This window comes from Amycolatopsis acidiphila, from assembly GCF_021391495.1.
GTDB classification, from domain to species: domain Bacteria; phylum Actinomycetota; class Actinomycetes; order Mycobacteriales; family Pseudonocardiaceae; genus Amycolatopsis_E; species Amycolatopsis_E acidiphila.
Genome location: NZ_CP090063.1, coordinates 2,322,459 through 2,341,417 on the forward strand (window position 1 = coordinate 2,322,459; position 18,959 = coordinate 2,341,417).

The window sequence follows — 18,959 nt, forward strand, 5'->3', positions numbered from 1 at the left end:
CGCGCGGGCAAGCGGGGTGGTACCGCGGAACGCGCCGGCCGGTGTGTCTCGTCCCCGTGCGGGATCGGCAGATCCCATACGAGAGCGACGAAACCGCGAGGAGCGCACCGATGTACCCCAAGGCACAGCTGGGGGAGCAGACCCCGGGCCAGGTCGAGTCCCAGCCGTCTTTTCCCGAGCTCGAGCGCGACGTGCTGGCCTACTGGGAGTCCGACCGCACCTTCCGGGCGTCCGTCGAGGCGCGCGACGCGGGCGCCAACGGCAACAACGAGTACGTCTTCTACGACGGCCCGCCCTTCGCCAACGGCCTGCCGCACTACGGTCACCTGCTGACGGGCTACGTCAAGGACATCGTGCCGCGCTACCAGACCATGCGCGGCAAGCGCGTGGAGCGCCGCTTCGGCTGGGACACCCACGGCCTGCCCGCGGAGCTGGAGGCCGAGCGGCAGCTGGGCATCACCGACAAGTCGCAGATCGACGCGATGGGCATCGCCGCGTTCAACGAGGCGTGCCGCGAGTCCGTGCTGCGCTACACGGGCGAGTGGCAGGAGTACGTCACCCGCCAGGCCCGCTGGGTGGACTTCGAGCACGACTACAAGACGCTCGACGTCACCTACATGGAGTCGGTGATCTGGGCGTTCAAGCAGCTGTGGGACAAGGGCCTGGTCTACGAGGGCTACCGCGTCCTGCCCTACTGCTGGCGTGACGAGACGCCGCTGTCCAACCACGAGCTGCGGATGGACGACGACGTCTACCAGAGCCGGCAGGACCCGGCGGTCACCGTCGGCTTCCGCGCCGAGGGCAACGGCAACGACCTCGACGGCACCTACGTGCTCATCTGGACCACGACCCCGTGGACGCTCCCGTCGAACCAGGCGACCGCGGTGCACCCCGACCTCGACTACGTCGTGGTCGAGCCGGAGACCTTGCCGGGTAAGCGCTTCCTGCTCGCCGAGGCGCGGGTTTCCGCCTACGCCAAGGAACTCGGCGAGGAGCCGCCGGTTGTCGCGCGCTACAAGGGCGCCGCGCTGGAGGGCCTGCGCTACGCGCCGCCGTTCCCGTACTTCCTCGGCAACGAGAACGCGCACCGGATGCTGCTGGCCGACTTCGTCACGACCGAGAACGGCACGGGCGTGGTGCACATGTCGCCCGCCTACGGCGAGGACGACAAGGCCGTCGCGGACCGGTACGGCATCGTGCCCGTCACCCCGGTCGACGCGCGCGGCCGGTTCGACGCGCAGGTCCCGGACTACCAGGGCCAGCAGGTGTTCGAGGCCAACGCGAACATCATCCGCGACCTGAAGAACGGCACCGGTTCCGCCGCGCGGCAGGGCGCGATCCTGCTGCGTCACGAGACCTACGAGCACTCGTACCCGCACTGCTGGCGCTGCCGCAACCCGCTCATCTACCGCGCGGTCTCGTCGTGGTTCGTGAAGGTCACCGAGTTCCGGGACCGGATGGTCGAGCTGAACCAGCAGATCACCTGGTACCCCGAGCACGTCAAGGACGGCCAGTTCGGCAAGTGGCTCGCGGGTGCGCGCGACTGGTCGGTCTCGCGCAACCGGTACTGGGGCACGCCGATCCCGGTGTGGATGTCGGACAACCCGGAGTTCCCGCGCATCGACGTGTACGGCTCGCTCGACGAGCTGGAGCGCGACTTCGGTGTCCGGCCGACGGACCTGCACCGGCCTTACATCGACGAGCTGACCCGGCCCAACCCGGACGACCCCAGCGGGGTGTCCACGATGCGCCGGATCCCCGAGGTGTTCGACGTGTGGTTCGACTCGGGCTCGATGCCGTATGCCCAGGTGCACTACCCGTTCGAGAACGCGGAGTGGTTCGAGCACCACTACCCGAGCGACTTCATCGTCGAGTACATCGGCCAGACCCGCGGCTGGTTCTACCTGCTGCACGTGCTCGCGACGGCCCTGTTCGACCGGCCGGCGTTCACCATGTGCGTCTCGCACGGCATCGTGCTCGGCTCCGACGGGCAGAAGATGTCGAAGTCGCTGCGCAACTACCCGGACGTCAACGAGGTGTTCGACCGCGACGGCTCCGACGCCATGCGCTGGTACCTGATGGCGAGCCCGATCCTGCGTGGCGGCAACCTGATCGTCACCGAGAAGGGCATCCGCGACGCGGTGCGCCAGGCCGTGCTGCCGCTGTGGAACTCGTACTACTTCCTCGCCCTCTACGCCAACGCCGAGGGCGTCGAAGGCCACTGGCGCACGGATTCCAAGCATGTGCTGGACCGCTACATCCTCGCCAAGACCAACGAGCTGGTGACCGACGTCCAGTCCGCTTTGGACGTCTGCGACATCGCCGGCGCCTGCGCCACCGCGCGCGACTTCCTCGAGGTGCTCACGAACTGGTACGTGCGCCGCTCGCGGGACCGGTTCTGGGCTGGGGAGCAGGACGCGATCGACACGCTGCACACGGTCCTGGAGGTGACGTCCCGGACGCTGGCGCCGCTGCTGCCGCTCACGACCGAGGCGGTGTGGCGCGGGCTGACCGGCGAGCGCTCGGTGCACCTGTCCGACTGGCCGCTGGTGGACGAGCTGCCCGCGGACGTGGCGCTGGTGCGTTCGATGGACCGGGTGCGCCAGGTGTGCTCCTCGGCGCTGTCGCTGCGCAAGGCCAACAAGCTGCGGGTGCGGCTGCCGCTGGCGAAGCTGCTGGTGGCGTTGGAAGACCCAGCGGACGCGACCTCTTTGCAGCCGTTCACCGACATCATCGCCGACGAGGTCAACGTCAAGTCGGTCGAGCTGAGCACGGACGTCGCCGCGCACGGCGGGTTCGAGGTCGCGGTCAACGCGCGCGCGGCCGGCCCCCGGCTGGGCAAGGACGTGCAGAAGGTGATCAAGGCCGTGAAGGCGGGGGAGTGGTCGACCTCGCCCGAGGGCGCCGTGGTCGCCGCCGGGATCGAGCTGCTGGACGGCGAGTACGAGCGACGCCTGGTCGCGAAGGACGGCGACGAAGCGGCCGCGGCGTCCGAACTACCGGGCGGGTCCGGTCTGGTGCTGCTGGACACCGAGGTCACCCCGGAGCTCGCGGTCGAAGGCGTCGCCCGTGACCTGATCCGCGTGGTGCAGCAGGCCCGCCGCGACGCCGGGCTCGACGTGGCCGACCGGATCGAGCTGACGATCGACGCACCCGAGGACGTCGTCGCGGCCGCGAAGGAGCACGAGAAGTTCCTGGCGGGCGAGACGCTCACGGTCTCGGTGTCCTACGGGGCCGTCGACGGCGGTTCCGAGGGCACCGTGGGCGAAGGCGTCAAGGTGCACGTGAAGGTGGTCAAGGCGTAACAGGGCGGCCGCGTCGATCGATCTACCGGCAACGGGGAGAAGCTGGGGAGCCGATCGTGTCGCGGACCGCGAAGAGATGGGTACTGACCGGGGCCGCCGTCGTGGTGGTCGCGATCGTCGTGGCGGCGGTCGTGGTGCTGCGCGGCGGCACGGACAGCCCGAACACGGCGTCGGCGGCGTCTTCGGAGGATTCCGGTGACGTGGTGAGCCGGTACCTGCTGGCGTGGTCCTCGGGTGACGACACCGCGGCCGGGGCGCTGACCGACGACCCGGCGGCGGCCGCGGCCGCGTTCAAGGCGGCGCGCACCGCGCTGGCCCCGACGGGGTTCACCGCGACGCTGAAGCAGGTGACCGGCCAGACCGCCGCCGTCCACGCGAAGTGGACCCTCGGCGCGGGCCGCGTGTGGAACTACGACAACAATCTCGAGCTCCGCCATGGCGACAACGGCTGGCGGGTGCACTTCACCCCGGCCGTCATCCACCCCGAACTGCGCCCAGGTGACCGCCTGGCCGTGCGGGGCGCGTCCGACGGGCCGGCGGTGAGCGACCGCGACGGCAAGCCGTTGATGACCTGGCAGGCGGACGGGCCGAAGGCCATCGACCCGGCCTTCGCGCCGCTCGTGCTGCCCGGGGTGGGCCGCCTCGCCAGCGACACCGGCAAGGGCTGGGCGGTGGTCCTCATCGACAGCGCGAACAAGGTGACGAGCCTCTACAGCGAGGGCCCGGCGCGGACGAAGACGCTCACCACGTCCTTGAGCAGCAAGGCCCAGACGGCGGCGCAGGCGGCGGTGGACGCGGCGGGCACGCCGGCCATGCTCGTCGCCGTCCAGCCCTCGACCGGGGACATCCTCGCCGTCGCCCAGAACTCGCGGGTGACCGACGGCAACGCGCTGACCGGGCTGTACGCGCCGGGCTCGACGTTCAAGATCGCGACCGCGGCCGCCGTGCTGGAGGCCGGGGTGGCGACCGCGGACACCGTGCTGCCGTGCCCGGGCACCGTGCAGCTCGGGCAGCGCACGATTCCCAACGACGACCAGTTCTCGCTCCCGCCGCTGCCGCTGCACTCGGCGTTCGCGCACTCGTGCAACACGACGTTCGCGCAGCTGGCCTCGCAACTGCCGGCCGACGCGCTGGCCAAGGCGGCGAGCCAGTTCGGGCTGAACGCGGACTTCGACGTCCCCGGGATGACCACCGAGGCGGGCAAGGTCGTGCCCTCCACCGGCGCCGCGGACCAGGTCGAGTCCGCGATCGGGCAGGGCGCGGTGCAGGCCAGCCCGTTCGGCCTCGCGCTGATGGCCGCGACGGTCTGTGCCGGGAAGGCGGTGACCCCGGAGCTGGTGCGGGACTACGCCACCTCGGTGACCACGGGCTACCAGCCCCCCTCGGGTGCGGTGCTGGGCACGCTGCGGTCGATGATGCGCGAGGTCGTCACCGGCGGGACCGCGACCGGGCTCGCGGGCAGCGGCAAGGTCTACGGCAAGACCGGCACCGCGCAGTTCGGGGACGGCAGCCACGCCAACGGCTGGTTCGCCGGTTACCGCGACGACTTGGCGTTCTCGGCGCTGCTGCTCGGCGCGGACTCGTCCAAGCCCGCGGTGTCGACCTCGGCGGCCTTCCTCTCGCGGCTCTGAACCCCGAACCACGCGACGAGGGCCCCGGCCAGCTCCACCGCCGCCCCGATGGCCAGCGCGGCACGCAGGCCGGCCGCGGCCAGCGCCACCCCGAGCACGGCGACGCCCAGCGCGGCGCCGAACATGCGCGCCAGGTTCACCACGCCCGCGGCCAGCCCGGCGCGGTCCGGTGACACGGCGCTGACCGCGACGTTCACCACGGGGCCGGTGTTGAGCGCGAGCCCGGCCCCCAGCACCGCGAACACGACCTCCAGGTACGGCAGGGGTGCCGTGGGGCCCGCGAGCGCGAAGGCGGTGAGCCCGCCGCCCATCAGCGTCATCCCGGCGGCCATCGCCGGCCGGGGGCCGATGCGGTTCACCAGCCGTCCCGTCAGCGGCGAGCCGAGCACGACCATGGCCGGGAGCGGCAGCAGCTGCAGCCCGGCGTGCAGCGGGTCGGCGTGGCGCACCTGCTGCAGGTGCAGGCTCGCCAGCAGCAGGAAGCCGTACATCCCGAACGTCATGCACAGCGCGACCACTGCCGCGACCCGCAACTGCCCGCGCCGCAGCAGCGCCAGCGGCAGCATGGCCCGCTCGCGGCGCTCCACCAGTACGAAGGCCGCGCCCGCGAGCACCGCGACCACGCCCGGCACGACCCCCGTCTGCACGGCCGCGTAGGTCAGCGCGCCCAGGAAGAGCACGGCCAGGAGCTGTCCCGGCACGTCGATGCCCCGCGGGCGGCCGTCCGCGGACTCCGGCACGGCGAAGGTCAGGCCGAGCGCGGCCAGGCCGACGGGCACGTTGAGCCAGAAGATCGCCGGCCAGCCCGCCCGCTCGACGAGGAACCCGCCCAGCACCGGGCCGCTGGCGAGCGCCACCCCGGTGACGGTCGACCAGGCGGCCATCGCCCGGTTGCGCTCCCGCCGGCCCGGGAAGACGACCGCGAGCAGCGCGAGGCTCTGCGGGATCGCCAGTGCCCCGCCCGCGCCCTGCATCGCGCGGGCGGCGACGAGCACCCCGGTGCCGGGAGCGAGCGCACACGCGAGCGAACCGGCCACGAACACCGCGATCCCGCACCGGAACAGTCGCCGCCGGCCGAACCGGTCGCCGAGGGTGCCGCCGGTCAGCAGCAGCGCGGCGAACGCGACGTTGTAGGCGTCGATCACCCACTGCAGGTCCGCCAGCGAGCCGTGCAGGCTCTCGCCGATCGCCGGCAGCGCGAGGTTGACCGCGGTGGTGTCGGTCTGGGCGAGGAACAGGCCCAGGCACAGGGACAGGAGTGTCAGCCGCTTGCTCATTCCTCCCGACGCTAGGAGCGCGACGTGTCGGTGACGGCCGAACCGTCGCCCGGCTAGCGTGGAAGCCATGGAAACCGTCGGACTCGCGGAGGTCGCCGCGGTGCTCGCCGAGCCGAGCCGCGCGGCGATGTGCCTCGCACTGCTCGACGGGCGCGCGTGGACGGTCGGCGAGCTGGCGAAGGCGGCCGGGGTGCGGCCGTCGACGGCCAGCGAGCACGTGGCGCGGTTGCGCGAGACCGGGTTCGTGAGCGGCGCCAAGCAGGGGCGGCACAACTACGTCCGGATCGCCGACCCGCGGGTGGCCGACCTGATCGAGCATCTGGCGCAGCACGCCGAGCACCGGCCCGCGCGCGGCCTGAAGGAGTCGCTGCGCGTGCAGCGACTGGCCTTCGCACGCACGTGTTACGACCACCTCGCCGGCACGCTCGGCGTCGCGATCCGCGACGGCATGGTGCGCACCGGGATCGTCGACGTCGCCGCCGGGCTCACCCTGACCGGACACGGCCGCGAAGTCCTGGTGGACCTGGGCGTGGCAGTGCCGTCCCACGGGCGGCGCCCCCTGCTGCGCGACTGCCTCGACTGGACCGAGCGCCGCGACCACTTCGGCGGCGCCCTGCCCGCCGCGCTGCTCGAGCACGCCGTCGGTGCGGGCTGGCTCCGCCGCGAGCCGCGTCGTGCGGTCCGGCTGCTGGCGGCGGAGCCGTTCCGGGGTCTCGGTGTTGCGCCGGACAGTCTCGTGCAGTCGGGAGTGGCCTGATTTCGTTGGGGAACAAGGGTTATCGCGTGCGACGCGGGACCCGCCGGGACCGCGGACGTGGCGCCGGCGCTGCGCCGGCGGTGAGCCGCCGCGGCCATTCGAAGCGCAGCCCGACGCCCGGCGGCAGGTGCGCGAACGCGTCGGCCAGTCTCGTCAGCGTGCTGGTGGCGCGCTGCAAGTCCATTTCACCGTAGGGGAACGGCTCCTCGCGCAGTGAGCCCCACGCGGCGAGCGCGGCGCGGAACGGCGCTCCACGGCCGTGTTCGACCGCGTCGTGCACGACCGACGCCAGCACCTCGGCGACCGCGACGTCCCGCTGGTGGTGCGCGAGCAGGCGACGGCTGCGTTCCCGTGCGTCGTAGCGGGTGCGGCCGTCGAGCACGCGCGTGGACGAAAAGAGCGCGCCGGCGGCGAGACAGCCGAAGACGCCGCTGCCGAGGTTCAGCTCGCGTTCGGTCACAGCGTGTGCCAGATCGTGCGGCACGCGCCACTTCCGGTCGTAGGAGCGCATTTCGAGCGTGACGCGGTCATCGCGGTGCAGCACCGTGCGGGTGCCCCCGCCGGGCCAGGGGTGGAAGAAGACGAGCACGCGCCCAGCATCCGGTGCCGGGTGGGCGTCGGTCCACGGATTTTCCCGCCGCTTCTATACCCTGGGTCCGAAAAGGGGAGGTGGCGGTGGCGGAGCTTCCGGTCGTGCTGGGCCTGGGCGCGGCCGTCCTGCTGGCCGCGGTGCTCGCCGTCCGGCTGTCCACCCGCGTCGGCCTGCCCTCGCTGCTGATCTACCTCGGGCTCGGCGTGCTGCTGGGCGAGGCCGGCTTCGGCATCCAGTTCTCCGACGCCTCGCTCACCCAGTCGCTCGGGCTGGCCGCGCTGGTGCTGATCCTCGCCGAAGGCGGGCTCACCACCCGCTGGTCCTCCGTGAAACCCGCACTGGGACAGGGAATCGTACTGTCCACTGTGGCCGTCGGGATCAGCGTCGCGACCACCGGTGCGGCACTGCACTGGCTGCTGGGGCTGGACTGGCGGATGGCGCTGCTGTGGGGCGCGGTGCTCGCCTCCACCGACTCCGCCGCGGTGTTCTCGGTGCTGCGCACGGTCGGGATCCGCAAACGGCTGGTGGGCGCGCTGGAGCTGGAGTCCGGCATCAACGACGCGCCCGTCTACATCCTTGTCGTCGTGCTGGCCGAGGGCACGCGCGTCGACTGGACGCTGCCGCTGCTGGTGGTCTACGAGCTGCTCGCCGGACTGGCGATCGGCGCCGCCCTCGGCTGGGTGGGGGCCTTCGCCCTGCGCCGGGCCGCGCTGCCGGCCACGGGCCTGTACCCGCTCGCGACCGTCGCGATGTGCATCGTCGCGTACGCGTCCGGTCAGCTTGCGCACGCGTCGGGCCTGCTCGCGACCTACGTCGCCGCGCTCGTACTCGGCAACGCCCGGCTGCCGCACCGGTCGGACACGCTGTCCTTCGCCGAGGGGATGGGGTGGCTGGCGCAGATCGGCCTGTTCGTGCTGCTGGGCCTGTTCGCGTCGCCGGAGCGACTGCTCGACGCCGTGGTGCCGGGGCTGGTCGCCGCGGCCGTGGTGCTGCTCGTCGCCCGGCCGCTGTCGGTGCTGCTCTCGCAGCTGCCGTTCAAGGTGCCCTGGCGCGAGCAGGTGTTCCTGTCCTGGGCGGGACTGCGCGGGGCGGTGCCGATCGTGCTCGCGATGATCCCGCTCGCCACCGGCCTGCCCGGGGCGGAGCGGCTCGTCGACGCGGTGTTCGTGCTCGTGATCGTGCTCACCCTGGTGCAGGGCACGACGCTGGCGCCGGTGGCGCGCCGGCTCGGCCTCGCCGCCGAGACCGAGCCCCAGGAGATCGAGGTCGACGCGGCGCCGCTGGACGAGCTGGGCGCGGCGCTGCTGCAGGTGCGGGTCCAGCGCGGGTCGCGGCTGCACGGGGTGTACCTCAGCGAGCTGCGGCTGCCGGCCGGGGCGTCGCTGAGCCTGATCGTGCGGGACGGCGCGAGCTTCACCCCGCAGCGGACGAGCCGGCTGCAGGAGGGGGACCAGCTGCTGGTGGTCGCCACCGAGTCCGCACTGGTCTCGGCCGAACGGCGGTTGCGGGCGGTCGACCGGGCAGGCCCGCTGGCTCGCTGGCGCGGGGAGTCGGGGCACTGATAGGGTTCCGTGATAGGTCATGAGTGCCAGCGCGTAGCCCCGGCTAGCTGGCCGGCAACCCTCCAACCGCGGTGGGGTGCCCCGGGTGAGGACCTGGCCTGCCGCGCGGTGCGGCGGGCAAGCGCGGGCCCCTCGTGGGTCCCCAGGACCGCCCGAGGAGGCGCCATGACACTCGCACTCGACCCCGTCCGGACCTGTCTGCCGGCTACGCTCAACACCCAGGTCCCGCTCGTCACCGGCGAGACCGTGGAGTACGCGAACCTCGACCACGCGGCGAGCGCGCCCTGCCTCGCCGCCGTGCGCGACGCCGTCGACGAGTTCCTGCCGTGGTACGCGAGTGTGCACCGGGGCGCCGGCTTCGCCTCGCAAGTGTCCACAAAGGTCTATGAGCGCACCCGCGATGTCCTGCGCCGCTTCGTCGACGCCCGCGCCGGCGACACGGTGATCTTCACCCGCAACACCACGGACGCGCTGAACCTGCTGGCACGCAGCGTGCCGCGGCACACCTCTGTCGTGGTCTTCGACACCGAGCACCACGCCGCGCTCCTGCCGTGGCGCGGGCCGAACGTGCAGCGCATCCCGACACCTCGCACGCGGCTCGCCGCGGTGTCCGCTGTGGACAGTGCGCTCGCCGCCACTCCGGTGGGCCCGCGGCTGGTCGTGCTGACCGGGGCGTCCAACGTGACGGGCGAGCTGCTGCCGGTCCGCGAGATCGCCGCCGTCGCCCGGCGGCACGGTGCCCGGATCGCGGTCGACGCCGCCCAGCTCGCGCCGCACCGGGCCGTCTCGCTGCGCGAGCTGGACGTCGACTACGTGGTGCTGTCCGGGCACAAGCTGTACGCGCCCTTCGGCGCGGGCGCGCTGGTCGGGCGCTCCGACTGGCTGCGGGCGGCACAGCCGTACCTCGCGGGCGGCGGCGCGACGAAGCTGGTCACCGAGCGCGACGTGGTCTGGAACGTGGGTCCCGAGCGGCACGAGGCCGGCTCGCCCAACACCGTCGGCGTCCACGCGCTCGGCGTCGCCTGCGAGCAGCTCGCGCGGAACTGGGCCGCGGTGGCCGAGCACGAGCACGAACTGCTGACCCGGCTGCGCCGGGGGCTCGCGGGCGTGCCGGGGCTGGCCGAGCTGCGGTTGTTCGACGACGACGGCGACCGCGTCGGAACCGTCAGCTTCACGGTCGAGGGATACGAGCCGGGCTGGCTGGCCGCCGTGCTGTCGGCCGAGTACGGCATCGGCGTCCGCGACGGCGCCTTCTGCGCGCACATCGCGACCCGGCGGCTGACCGGCGGCCAGGCGCTGCGGGTGAGCCTCGGCCTGGGCACCACGGCCGGCCACGTCGACCGGCTGGTGCTGGCGTTGCGGCAGGTCGTCGCCCGCGGCCCGCGCTGGGCCTACGACCGGGTGGCGGGCCGCTGGGCCCCGGTGCCCGACCCGCGCCCGCTGCCCGCGTTCCTCGGCTGAGGAGGCTCGGCGGCGGGTGGGTGGGCCGGACGTGGACAATGGCCTGGTGAGCACCGAACAGGGATCGCAGCCCGAGATCGAGCCCGGGCAGTCGGCGCCGCCGAAACGGCGGGTCGTGCTGCTGGCCTGCGTCGCGGCGGTGGCGCTGGCGCTCGACATCGTCAGCAAGGTCATCGTGGTGTCCACTTTGGAGGACCACGCGCCGGTGCGGATCCTGGGCGGGCTGGTCTACCTGCAGCTTGTCCGCAACCCGGGCGCGGCGTTCTCCATGGCCACCGGGCTGACCTGGGTGTTCGCCCTGGTCGCGATCGGCGTCGTGGTCGTGCTGATCTGGTTCGCGGGACGGCTGCGCTCGGCGGGCTGGGCCGTCGGGCTCGGCCTGGTGCTCGCCGGGGCGCTGGGCAACCTGCTCGACCGCATCTTCCGCGCGCCCGGCCCGCTGCGCGGCCACGTCGTCGACTTCATCTCGGTGTTCGCGCCGAACGCCGAGGTGTGGCCGGTGTTCAACGTCGCCGACTCGTGCATCTGTGTCGGCGGGGTGCTGATCGTGCTGCTGTCGCTGCTCGGGCGGGACTACGACGGGACCCGGCGGGCCAAGAAGTGAGCACGCGGATGCTGCCCGTGCCGGACGGGCTCGACGGGATGCGTGTCGACGCCGGGCTCGCGAAGCTGCTGGGGCTGTCCCGCACGGTGATCGCCGAACTGGCCGGGTCGGGCGAGGTGCTGGTGGACGGCAAGCCGGTGGGCAAGTCGGACCGGCTCGCCGCGGGCGGGCTGCTCGAGGTGACCCTGCCGGACCCGGACCGCCCGGTCGAGGTCGTCGCCGAACCGGTCCCCGGCATGCGCGTCGTGTACGACGACGAGGACATCGTGGTGGTGTCGAAGCCGGTCGGCGTCGCGGTGCACCCGAGCCCGGGCTGGACGGGCCCGACGGTTGTCGGTGGCCTGGCGGCGGCCGGTCTGCGCATCTCGACCTCGGGTGCGGCCGAGCGGCAGGGCGTCGTGCACCGGCTGGACGCGGGGACGACGGGCGTGATGGTCGTGGCGAAGAGCGAGCACGCGTACACGGTGCTGAAGCGGGCGTTCAAGGAGCGCACCGTCGAGAAGGGCTACCACGCCGTCGTGCAGGGCCACCCGGACCCGACGCGCGGCACCATCGACGCGCCCATCGACAGGCATCCGCGGCACGACTACAAGTTCGCCGTCGTCGCGGGCGGTCGGCCGAGCGTCACGCACTACGAGGTGGTCGAGGCCTTCCGCGCGGCGTCCCTGGTGGACGTGAAGCTGGAGACCGGGCGGACGCACCAGATCCGCGTGCACTTCTCGGCGCTGCGGCACCCGTGCGTCGGGGATCTGACCTATGGGGCGGATCCGGTGCTGGCGCGGAAGCTAGGCCTGACCCGGCAATGGCTGCACGCCCGGACCCTGGGCTTCGCCCACCCGGCGGACGGCCGGTGGGTCCAGTTCGAGGCGGAGTACCCGGACGACCTGGCCCACGCGCTGGAAGTCCTGAGGGCGGAGGACTAGGCAGGGCTGCGCGCGAGCATTCTTGGCTGTCGTTGCCGGGTTCGCCTCGTGTGGGTGGTTGGGCGTTCGGGTCGCCGCTGTGCGCCGGGGGCCGGCCACCAACGCCGGAACCTAATCCCCCAGTGACCAGGTCAGGGTGCGCTCGTCCGGCTCGGGGCGGGGGCTCCACCGCAGCGAGGTCACCCGCGTCGCCTCGGGGAGGATGTACACCGTGTGGCCGCCCGCGGTCTCGCCCGGCTGCAGGCCGATCTTGTGCGGTGGCCGCGAGGTCAGCGAGACCGGTGCCTTCGTGATGGCCTTGCCCGCGGCGGTCACCAGCTCCAGATAGTTGTCCGGCAGCGAGACGAACGGCACGCCGCCGCGGTTGGTGATCTCGGTGTGCACGACGACGGCGCGCTCGCCCTCGTCCAGCCGGTAGCCCGCGGCCCCGAACAGGTAGTCCGCCGGGTCCTGCACCTCCAGCAGCTGAATGCTCAGCTGCTCACCTTCCAGCCCCTGCGTCGGCAGCGCGTCGCCGATCCTGCCCGCCCGCTGCCGTGGCGGCTGCGCGGGCTTGCGATCACCCCGGGCCCAGGACGCCGTCTGCGGCGGGCCCCACGTGCTGATCACCGGATCGACCGGGCGCGGCGGCGGCGCGGGCTGGGGCGGCGGGATCGGGCCGGACTGCGGCGCGGCATAGCGCGCGGGCGGGGGTGGGGCGACCGGCCTCGGTCGTGCGCCCGCGAGCGCGGCGCGCAGGCCGTTCGGGTCGCTCTCGACGCCGACCAGCAACGGCAGTCCGCTGCCGGAAAGGGCGACCAGCCGGTAAGCCACCTCCCGCGGGTCCATCCCGACCTTGGCGGCGAGCTCGTGCACCGCCACTTTGCCCACCTCGGCCAGCGCGGCGAGCAGGCGGGCGTCCACGGGATCGGTCACGGCCACAGCCGGAAACGCTACCTGTTCGCGCTCGGCATGCGCTTGTTCGCCCCGGGCGTCGTACCCACGATCTAAGGTGGCGGGCATGACCGAGGTGACCAAACTGGCCGACGAGTTCGTCGAAGCACTGTTCGACGCCGAGCCCCTGTGGCCGGCGGTGCTGGGCATCGAGTCCGATCGCGAGGGCGTCGGCGACCTCAGCGAGGTGGCCGAGGCCAAACAGCGCACGATCCTGAAGGACTTCGTCAGCCGCGGACTGGCCCTGCAGCCCGAGACGGCCGAGGACCGCACCACTCGCGACGTGCTCGTCAGCCAGGCCGGCGGCTACCTGGACAGGATCAGCGCGCACGGCGCCGAGTACACCGTCACCGACATGTTCGTCGCGCCCGCGTCCGGGCTGCTGACGGTCCTCCCGATGATCGGCATCGGCACCGACGCGCAGGCGGAGAGGCACCTGCAGCGGCTCGCCTCCATCCCGGGGTACCTGGAGCAGGCCGCCGAGCGGCATCGCAGCGGGGTCAGCGCGGGCCGTGTCCCGGTCGAGCACCTCGTCCGCGCCGCGATCGCTCACCTGGACCGGTACCTCGCCGAGCCCGCAGGCGACCCGCTGCTGCGCCAGCCGGCGCCGAACGACGACTTCGCGAAGCGGCGCGCCGAGCTGGTCGAGGACGTCGTGCGGCCCGCCTTCGCCGCGTACCGGGACGTGCTGGCGAACGAGATCGTCCAGCACGGGCGGCCCCTCGACAAGACCGGGCTGTGCTGGCTGCCCGGCGGCGAGCGGATGTACGGCGCGCTCGTCCGGTCGCACACCACCACCGAGCGCAGCCCGGACGACCTGCACGAGACCGGCCTGCGGATCATCGAGGACCTGGCCGCCGAGTACGCCGAGGTCGGCTCGCGCGTGTTCGGCACCACCGAGCTGACCGAGATCTTCGACCGCCTGCGCTCCGACCCCGCCCTGCGCTGGGAGAGCGCCGACGAGCTGCTCGACTCCGCTCGCGCGGCGATCTCTCGCGCGGAAGAGGCTGCCCCGCAGTGGTTCGGCCGGGTCCCGCCGCACCCGTGGGTCGTCGAGGCCGTGCCCGCGGCCGAGGCGCCCGGCGCGCCCACCGCGTTCTACATGCAGCCCGCCGTCGACGGCTCCCGCCCGGGCACCTACTTCGCCAACACGCACGAGGTCACCCAGCGGTATCGGCACACGTCCGAGGTGATCGCGTTCCACGAGGCCATTCCCGGCCACCACTTCCAGCTGTCCACCGCGCTCACCCTCACCGACCTGCCGCTGCTGCGCCGCATCGGCGACTTCAACGCCTATGCCGAGGGCTGGGGCCTCTACACGGAGCGGCTCGCGCAGGAGATGGGCCTGTACTCGAGCGACCTCACGCTGCTGGGCATGCTGACCATGGACTCCATGCGCGCCGGGCGGCTGGTGGTCGACACCGGCCTGCACGCGAAGGGCTGGAGCCGCGAGCAGGGCGTGGACTTCCTGCGCGAGCACACGCCGATGCCGCAGGTCGAGATCGACTCCGAGGTCGACCGCTACATCGCCTACCCGGGACAGGCGCTGTCGTACATGGTCGGGCGGCTGGAGATCCTGCGCATCCGCGAAATGGCGAAGCAGGCGCTGGGCGAGAAGTTCGACATCAAGGCGTTCCACGACCTCGTGCTCGGTGGTGGCTCGCTGCCGATGTCCGTGCTCGACGCCGTGGTCACCGCGTGGATCGAGGAGCAGGGCGCGTGAGCGAGGTCGAGGAGATCGCCGACGAGTTCGTCCGGGTCTGGTTCGACGAGAACCCGGTCGCGCCGTCGCTGCTGGGCCTGCCCGGCGACCACGGGCGCCTGGCCGACCCGAGTGCCGAGACCGAGCAGCGGTTCCGGGCCCGCTACACCCAGCTCGCCGACGAGGCCGAGGCCGCCGAGGGCGACTCGGTGACCCGCGGTGTGGTCGTGCAGCAGGCGCGCGCGGCGGTGGACCGGATCGACGTGGCCGAGGTCGAGTTCTCGGTGAGCGACACGTTGAGCGCGCCCGTCCTGGCCCCGCTGACCCTGCTGCCGCTGGTGACCCTGGACGACGACGAGAAGGCGGCGGGGCACCTTTCGCGGCTGGAGGCGATCCCGTCCCTTGTGGACACCGTGATCGACCGTCAGCGGGACGCCGTCGTGCCGGGCTTCCTGGTGCAGGCGGGGGCGGAGTTCCTCGGCCGGTACCTGGAGCAGCCCGGAACCGATCCGTTGCGGCTCGAGGGACACTCCTTTGTGGAGCGTCAGGAGGAGTTGCTCGCGGAGGTCGTCCGGCCCGCCTTCGCCCGCTACCGGGACTTCCTGAACGACGAGCTGAAGCCCCGCGCGCTGTCCGCGGAGCAGGCCGGGCTGTGCTGGCAGCCCGACGGCGAGCGCCGGTACGCGCGGCTGATCCGCGTGCACACGACCACCGAGCACACCGCGCAGGAGCTGCACGAGACAGGGCTCCGGCTGATCGACGCCCTGGCCGAGGAGTACCGCGAGCTGGGCTCGCGGGTGTGGGGGCTGAGCTCGCTGCCGGATATCTTCCACCACCTGCGGACGGACCCGGAGCTGCGCTGGCGTAGCGGCGAGGAGCTGCTCGAAGGCGCTCGCTCGGCCATCCGCAACGCGGAAGCCGTTGCGCCGCAATGGTTCCGGACCGTGCCGGGGCAGTCGTGCGAGGTTCGCCCGGTGCCGCCCGCCGAGGCCGACGGCGGCACGATCGCGTACTACATGCGCCCGGACTTCGCCGGGACGCGGCAGGGCATCTACTACGCTAACACCGCGCACGCCGAGGAGCGGTTCCGCCACACGAGCGAGGCGATCGCCTTCCACGAAGCCGTTCCCGGGCACCACTTCCAGCTCAGCAGCGCGACGAACCTCGACGGCGTGCCGCTGCTGCGCAAGCTCGCCGACGTCAACTCCTACGTCGAGGGCTGGGGGCTCTACGCCGAGCGCCTCGCCGACGAGATGGGGCTCTACTCCAGCGACGTCTCCCGGTTCGGGATGCTCACGCAGGACTCGATGCGGGCCGGGCGGCTGGTCGTCGACACCGGGATGCACGCGCTGGGCTGGAGCCGGCAGCAGGCGGTGGACTACCTGCGCGAGCACACCCCGATGGCGCCGCTGGAGATCGAGCTGGAGATCGACCGGTACGCGGGCTGCCCCGGGCAGGCGCTGTCGTACATGGTGGGCCGGCTCGAGTTCGAGCGGGTGCGCGCGGAGGCCGAGCGGGCGCTGGGGGAGGCCTTCGACATCCGTGACTTCCACGACGCCGTCCTCGGCCAGGGCATCCTGCCGCTCGCGGTGCTCGACGCCGTGGTCCGGGACTGGGTGGCCGCCGTGCGGTAGGGTGACGGGAGCTAAGCGGGCGCTTAGTCAGGAAGGCGGCACAGATGCGCATCGGGACGTCGATCTCCTACGCCGGCGGCTTCGCCGAGAGCGTGGCCGACATCGTCGAGCTGGAGAAGGCGGGGCTGGACGTCGTGTCCGTGCCCGAGGCGTACTCCTTCGACGCCGTCAGCCAGCTGGGCTACCTGGCGGCGCGGACCGAGCGGGTCGAGTTGGCCTCGGGGATCCTGCAGATCTACACCCGCACCCCGACGCTGACCGCGATGACCGCCGCGGGGCTCGACTTCGTCTCGAACGGCCGGTTCGCGCTCGGCATCGGCGCGTCCGGCCCGCAGGTCATCGAGGGCTTCCACGGCGTGCGCTACGACGCGCCGCTGGCGCGGACCCGGGAGATCGTGGAGATCTGCCGTCAGGTGTGGCGCCGCGAGCGCGTCGTGCACGAGGGCAAGCACTACCAGATCCCGCTGCCCGCCGAGCAGGGCACGGGCCTCGGCAAGCCGCTGAAGCTGATCAACCACCCGGTGCGCGAGCGGATCCCGATCATCCTGGCCTCGCTGGGACCGAAGAACGTCGCGATGACCGCCGAGATCGCCGAGGGCTGGGAGCCGATCTTCTTCCACCCGGAGAAGGCCGCGAGCTTGTGGGGCGGGTCGCTGGCCGAGGGCAAGGCGAAGCGTGACCCGTCGCTCGGCGAGCTCGACGTCGTGGTCGGCGTCCCGGTCGCGATCGGCGAGGACGTCAAGCACATGATCGACTGGGTGCGGCCGATGGTCGCCCTGTACGTCGGCGGCATGGGCGCGCGTGGCAAGAACTTCTACAACGAGCTGGCGTGCCGGTACGGCTACGAGGCCGAGGCGAAGAAGGTCCAGGACCTCTACCTCGACGGCAAGAAGGACGAGGCCGCCGCGGCCGTGCCGATCGAGCTGCTCGAGGCGATCAGCCTCATCGGCCCGGCCGGCTACGTGAAGGAACGGCTGGCGGCCTACGTGGAGGCGGGCGTCACCACGTTGCACGCGACCCTGCTCGAACCGGGCGTGGAGCGGCGTGTCCAGGTCGTGAGCCAGCTGCGGGAGCTGCTGGGCTGAGGTTCCTCAGGCCTGGTCCAGGTAGAGGAACTCGGTCACCCCGACCACGCCCAGGATCTGGCGGACGACGAACGGCGTGGCGGTGCGCTGCTCGTCGTGGACGATCCGGGGGTTGGTCAGCGCGACCTGCCGTCCCATGGTCTCCAGCCCGCAGCCGCCCGCGGCGAGCACGTTGCGCACCCAGTCGGCGTCGGGGCCGTAGGTCAGCGCGACCACGTAGCCCTTGGGGGCCTTGAAGACGTTCACCGGCGTGCGGTACTCGCGGCCGGACTTGCGCCCACGGTGGATGATCTTCCCGAACCCGGGCGCCCGGCCGGCGATCCTGCCTGTCACGCGGTTCGTCGCCACGCGGTTGAAGCGGGCGATGCTCTTCGACAACACCATGCGAGCAGCATGCCGCGTTGCCAAGAGCAAATCAACATGTGATGAATTAAGGTTTGCCGAACGGGTGACCGTGGAAGCCGTCGGTCGTGCCTGAACTGCCCGACGTCGAAGGCTTCCGGCGCGTCCTCGCCGAGCACGCCGTAGGTAAGCGGATCGAGGACGTGCTGGTGCGTGACGCGCAGGTGCTGCGCGGTGTGAGCGCGAACCGGCTGAGGAAGGCGTTGGTGGGTAAGTGTTTCGCCGAGCCGTGGCGGCTGGGGAAGTGGCTGGTCGCGCCGGTGGAGGGCGGGCCGGAGACGATGGTGCTGCACTTCGGCATGACCGGTTCGCTGCGCTGGGAGGACGGCGAGCCACACCGGCACGACCGGGTGATCTTCTGTTTCGATGGCGGTGAGCTGCGCTACCGGGACATGCGCAAGCTCAAAGGGTTGTGGCTGGTCACGGGCTCGCCGGACGCGGTGCTGGGTGACGCCGGACCGGATGCGCTGGCGGTGTCCCGGAAGGAGTTCCGGGAACTGCTCCAGGGGCGTCGCCAGGTCAAGGCGGCGCTGACCGATCAGTCGGTGCTGAGCGGTCTGGGGAACCTGCTGGCCGACGAGATCCTGTGGCGGGCGCGGATCAACCCGCGGACCCCGGTGTCAACCTTGGAGGTGGGTGACATCGACCGGATCCACGCGCAGATGGGGACGGTCCTGCGCGCGGCGGTGAAGGCCGAACGCGTCCCGCCGTGGCCGTCGTGGCTGACCGGCCGCAGAGACGAGCCGTCCGGCGCGTGCCCCCGCTGTGGGACGACGCTGCGTCATGGCCGGGTCGGCGGCCGTGGGACCGTCTGGTGCCCGCGCTGCCAGCCGGGTTGACGTTTTCGGGAAATGCGGTAAGCCGTTGTCATGGCTCAGGAACAGGACAAGAAGCACCGGCTCGACCCGGACCCGCCGCTGACCCCGGACTTCCCGCGGTTGCAGCATCCGGATCTGGACGTGGACAAGACGGACGAGGTCGAAGAGGTGCCCAACCGCGAGGACGTGCGCCCCGACAACCCGACACCCGAGCCGCCGGACTAGCCGGCGCGCTTGGCCAGCAACCACTCGCCCACGGTGACCCGCAGCGCT

The 18,959-nt window shown here is 72.3% G+C and carries 16 protein-coding genes and 1 riboswitch; of the genes, 12 read left to right on the forward strand and 4 right to left on the reverse strand.

Annotated elements, in window-relative coordinates:
• The first annotated feature begins 110 nt into the window (after positions 1 to 110).
• Both ileS and LWP59_RS11325 read left to right on the forward strand, forming a co-directional pair.
• A complete protein-coding gene (ileS, locus tag LWP59_RS11320) occupies positions 111 to 3,305 on the forward strand; it encodes an isoleucine--tRNA ligase (RefSeq protein WP_144639319.1) in 3,195 nt (1,064 codons plus the stop codon).
• Between the two features lie 56 nt (positions 3,306 to 3,361).
• The gene (locus tag LWP59_RS11325) at positions 3,362 to 4,936 is read left to right on the forward strand and encodes a penicillin-binding transpeptidase domain-containing protein (RefSeq protein WP_144639317.1); all 1,575 of its coding nucleotides are present in this window, start codon (positions 3,362 to 3,364) and stop codon (positions 4,934 to 4,936) included.
• Here the strand turns inward: LWP59_RS11325 and LWP59_RS11330 are convergent.
• Positions 4,840 to 6,213: an MFS transporter gene (locus tag LWP59_RS11330; protein ID WP_144639315.1), complete on the reverse strand. Its 1,374-nt coding sequence runs from the start codon at positions 6,211 to 6,213 to the stop codon at positions 4,840 to 4,842. The two genes, LWP59_RS11325 and LWP59_RS11330, sit on opposite strands and share 97 nt — an antisense overlap.
• A gap of 67 nt (positions 6,214 to 6,280) precedes the next feature.
• Between LWP59_RS11330 and LWP59_RS11335 the strand changes: the two genes are divergently transcribed.
• Complete coding sequence (locus tag LWP59_RS11335) at positions 6,281 to 6,970, forward strand: ArsR/SmtB family transcription factor (protein WP_144639313.1); 690 nt, start codon at positions 6,281 to 6,283, stop codon at positions 6,968 to 6,970.
• A gap of 19 nt (positions 6,971 to 6,989) precedes the next feature.
• On the opposite strand, the gene LWP59_RS11340 is transcribed toward LWP59_RS11335, so the two are convergent.
• Entirely contained in the window at positions 6,990 to 7,559 is a 570-nt protein-coding gene (locus LWP59_RS11340) for a hypothetical protein (RefSeq protein ID WP_144639311.1), read from the reverse strand.
• A gap of 86 nt (positions 7,560 to 7,645) precedes the next feature.
• On the opposite strand from LWP59_RS11340, the gene LWP59_RS11345 reads away from it, so the two are divergent.
• From LWP59_RS11345 to LWP59_RS11360, 4 genes are all read left to right on the forward strand, one after another.
• The gene (locus tag LWP59_RS11345) at positions 7,646 to 9,124 is read left to right on the forward strand and encodes a potassium/proton antiporter (protein ID WP_144639309.1); all 1,479 of its coding nucleotides are present in this window, start codon (positions 7,646 to 7,648) and stop codon (positions 9,122 to 9,124) included.
• 15 nt (positions 9,125 to 9,139) lie between these two features.
• A riboswitch (SAM riboswitch) is annotated at positions 9,140 to 9,254 on the forward strand.
• A 35-nt stretch (positions 9,255 to 9,289) separates the two neighbouring features.
• Complete coding sequence (locus LWP59_RS11350) at positions 9,290 to 10,585, forward strand: aminotransferase class V-fold PLP-dependent enzyme (RefSeq protein ID WP_144639307.1); 1,296 nt, start codon at positions 9,290 to 9,292, stop codon at positions 10,583 to 10,585.
• A 46-nt stretch (positions 10,586 to 10,631) separates the two neighbouring features.
• Positions 10,632 to 11,189: a signal peptidase II gene (lspA, locus tag LWP59_RS11355; RefSeq protein ID WP_144639305.1), complete on the forward strand. Its 558-nt coding sequence runs from the start codon at positions 10,632 to 10,634 to the stop codon at positions 11,187 to 11,189.
• Positions 11,186 to 12,112 carry an RluA family pseudouridine synthase gene (locus LWP59_RS11360; RefSeq protein ID WP_144639303.1) on the forward strand — a complete coding sequence of 309 codons (927 nt, stop codon included), beginning with the start codon at positions 11,186 to 11,188 and terminating at the stop codon, positions 12,110 to 12,112. The genes lspA and LWP59_RS11360 overlap by 4 nt, the downstream gene beginning before the upstream one ends.
• 111 nt (positions 12,113 to 12,223) lie before the next feature.
• Here LWP59_RS11360 and LWP59_RS11365 read toward each other — a convergent pair whose 3' ends face one another.
• Positions 12,224 to 13,033, reverse strand: coding sequence for an AsnC family protein (locus tag LWP59_RS11365; RefSeq protein ID WP_144639301.1), 810 nt, complete (start codon positions 13,031 to 13,033; stop codon positions 12,224 to 12,226).
• Between the two features lie 79 nt (positions 13,034 to 13,112).
• Between LWP59_RS11365 and LWP59_RS11370 the strand changes: the two genes are divergently transcribed.
• From LWP59_RS11370 to LWP59_RS11380, 3 genes are read left to right on the forward strand one after another with little or no spacing between them, the layout of a single operon-like run.
• Positions 13,113 to 14,768 carry a DUF885 domain-containing protein gene (locus LWP59_RS11370; RefSeq protein WP_144639299.1) on the forward strand — a complete coding sequence of 552 codons (1,656 nt, stop codon included), beginning with the start codon at positions 13,113 to 13,115 and terminating at the stop codon, positions 14,766 to 14,768.
• Positions 14,765 to 16,381 (forward strand): DUF885 domain-containing protein, encoded by a 1,617-nt coding sequence (locus LWP59_RS11375; RefSeq protein ID WP_144639297.1) that lies wholly within the window; start codon positions 14,765 to 14,767, stop codon positions 16,379 to 16,381. Before LWP59_RS11370 ends, LWP59_RS11375 begins: the two co-directional genes overlap by 4 nt.
• Positions 16,382 to 16,425: 44 nt before the next feature.
• Positions 16,426 to 17,466, forward strand: coding sequence for an LLM class F420-dependent oxidoreductase (locus tag LWP59_RS11380; RefSeq protein ID WP_144639295.1), 1,041 nt, complete (start codon positions 16,426 to 16,428; stop codon positions 17,464 to 17,466).
• A 6-nt stretch (positions 17,467 to 17,472) separates the two neighbouring features.
• Here the strand turns inward: LWP59_RS11380 and LWP59_RS11385 are convergent, their stop codons facing one another.
• Positions 17,473 to 17,850, reverse strand: a complete 378-nt coding sequence (locus LWP59_RS11385; RefSeq protein ID WP_144639293.1) for a nitroreductase family deazaflavin-dependent oxidoreductase — start codon at positions 17,848 to 17,850, stop codon at positions 17,473 to 17,475.
• A gap of 86 nt (positions 17,851 to 17,936) precedes the next feature.
• Between LWP59_RS11385 and LWP59_RS11390 the strand changes: the two genes are divergently transcribed.
• Together LWP59_RS11390 and LWP59_RS11395 are read left to right on the forward strand one after the other, a co-directional pair.
• A complete protein-coding gene (locus tag LWP59_RS11390; protein WP_144639291.1) occupies positions 17,937 to 18,707 on the forward strand; it encodes an Fpg/Nei family DNA glycosylase in 771 nt (256 codons plus the stop codon).
• 30 nt (positions 18,708 to 18,737) lie between these two features.
• Entirely contained in the window at positions 18,738 to 18,911 is a 174-nt protein-coding gene (locus tag LWP59_RS11395) for a hypothetical protein (RefSeq protein ID WP_186383274.1), read from the forward strand.
• Positions 18,912 to 18,959: the final 48 nt, after the last annotated feature.

What these genes read in the sequence shown, in the direction of transcription:
- ileS (WP_144639319.1), top strand. Translation starts at nt 111, where the DNA reads ATGTACCCCAAGGCACAGCTGGGGGAGCAGACCCCGGGCCAGGTCGAG.
- LWP59_RS11330 (WP_144639315.1), bottom strand. Translation starts at nt 6,213, where the DNA reads ATGAGCAAGCGGCTGACACTCCTGTCCCTGTGCCTGGGCCTGTTCCTC.
- LWP59_RS11335 (WP_144639313.1), top strand. Translation starts at nt 6,281, where the DNA reads ATGGAAACCGTCGGACTCGCGGAGGTCGCCGCGGTGCTCGCCGAGCCG.
- LWP59_RS11350 (WP_144639307.1), top strand. Translation starts at nt 9,290, where the DNA reads ATGACACTCGCACTCGACCCCGTCCGGACCTGTCTGCCGGCTACGCTC.
- LWP59_RS11370 (WP_144639299.1), top strand. Translation starts at nt 13,113, where the DNA reads ATGACCGAGGTGACCAAACTGGCCGACGAGTTCGTCGAAGCACTGTTC.
- LWP59_RS11380 (WP_144639295.1), top strand. Translation starts at nt 16,426, where the DNA reads ATGCGCATCGGGACGTCGATCTCCTACGCCGGCGGCTTCGCCGAGAGC.
- LWP59_RS11385 (WP_144639293.1), bottom strand. Translation starts at nt 17,850, where the DNA reads ATGGTGTTGTCGAAGAGCATCGCCCGCTTCAACCGCGTGGCGACGAAC.
- LWP59_RS11395 (WP_186383274.1), top strand. Translation starts at nt 18,738, where the DNA reads ATGGCTCAGGAACAGGACAAGAAGCACCGGCTCGACCCGGACCCGCCG.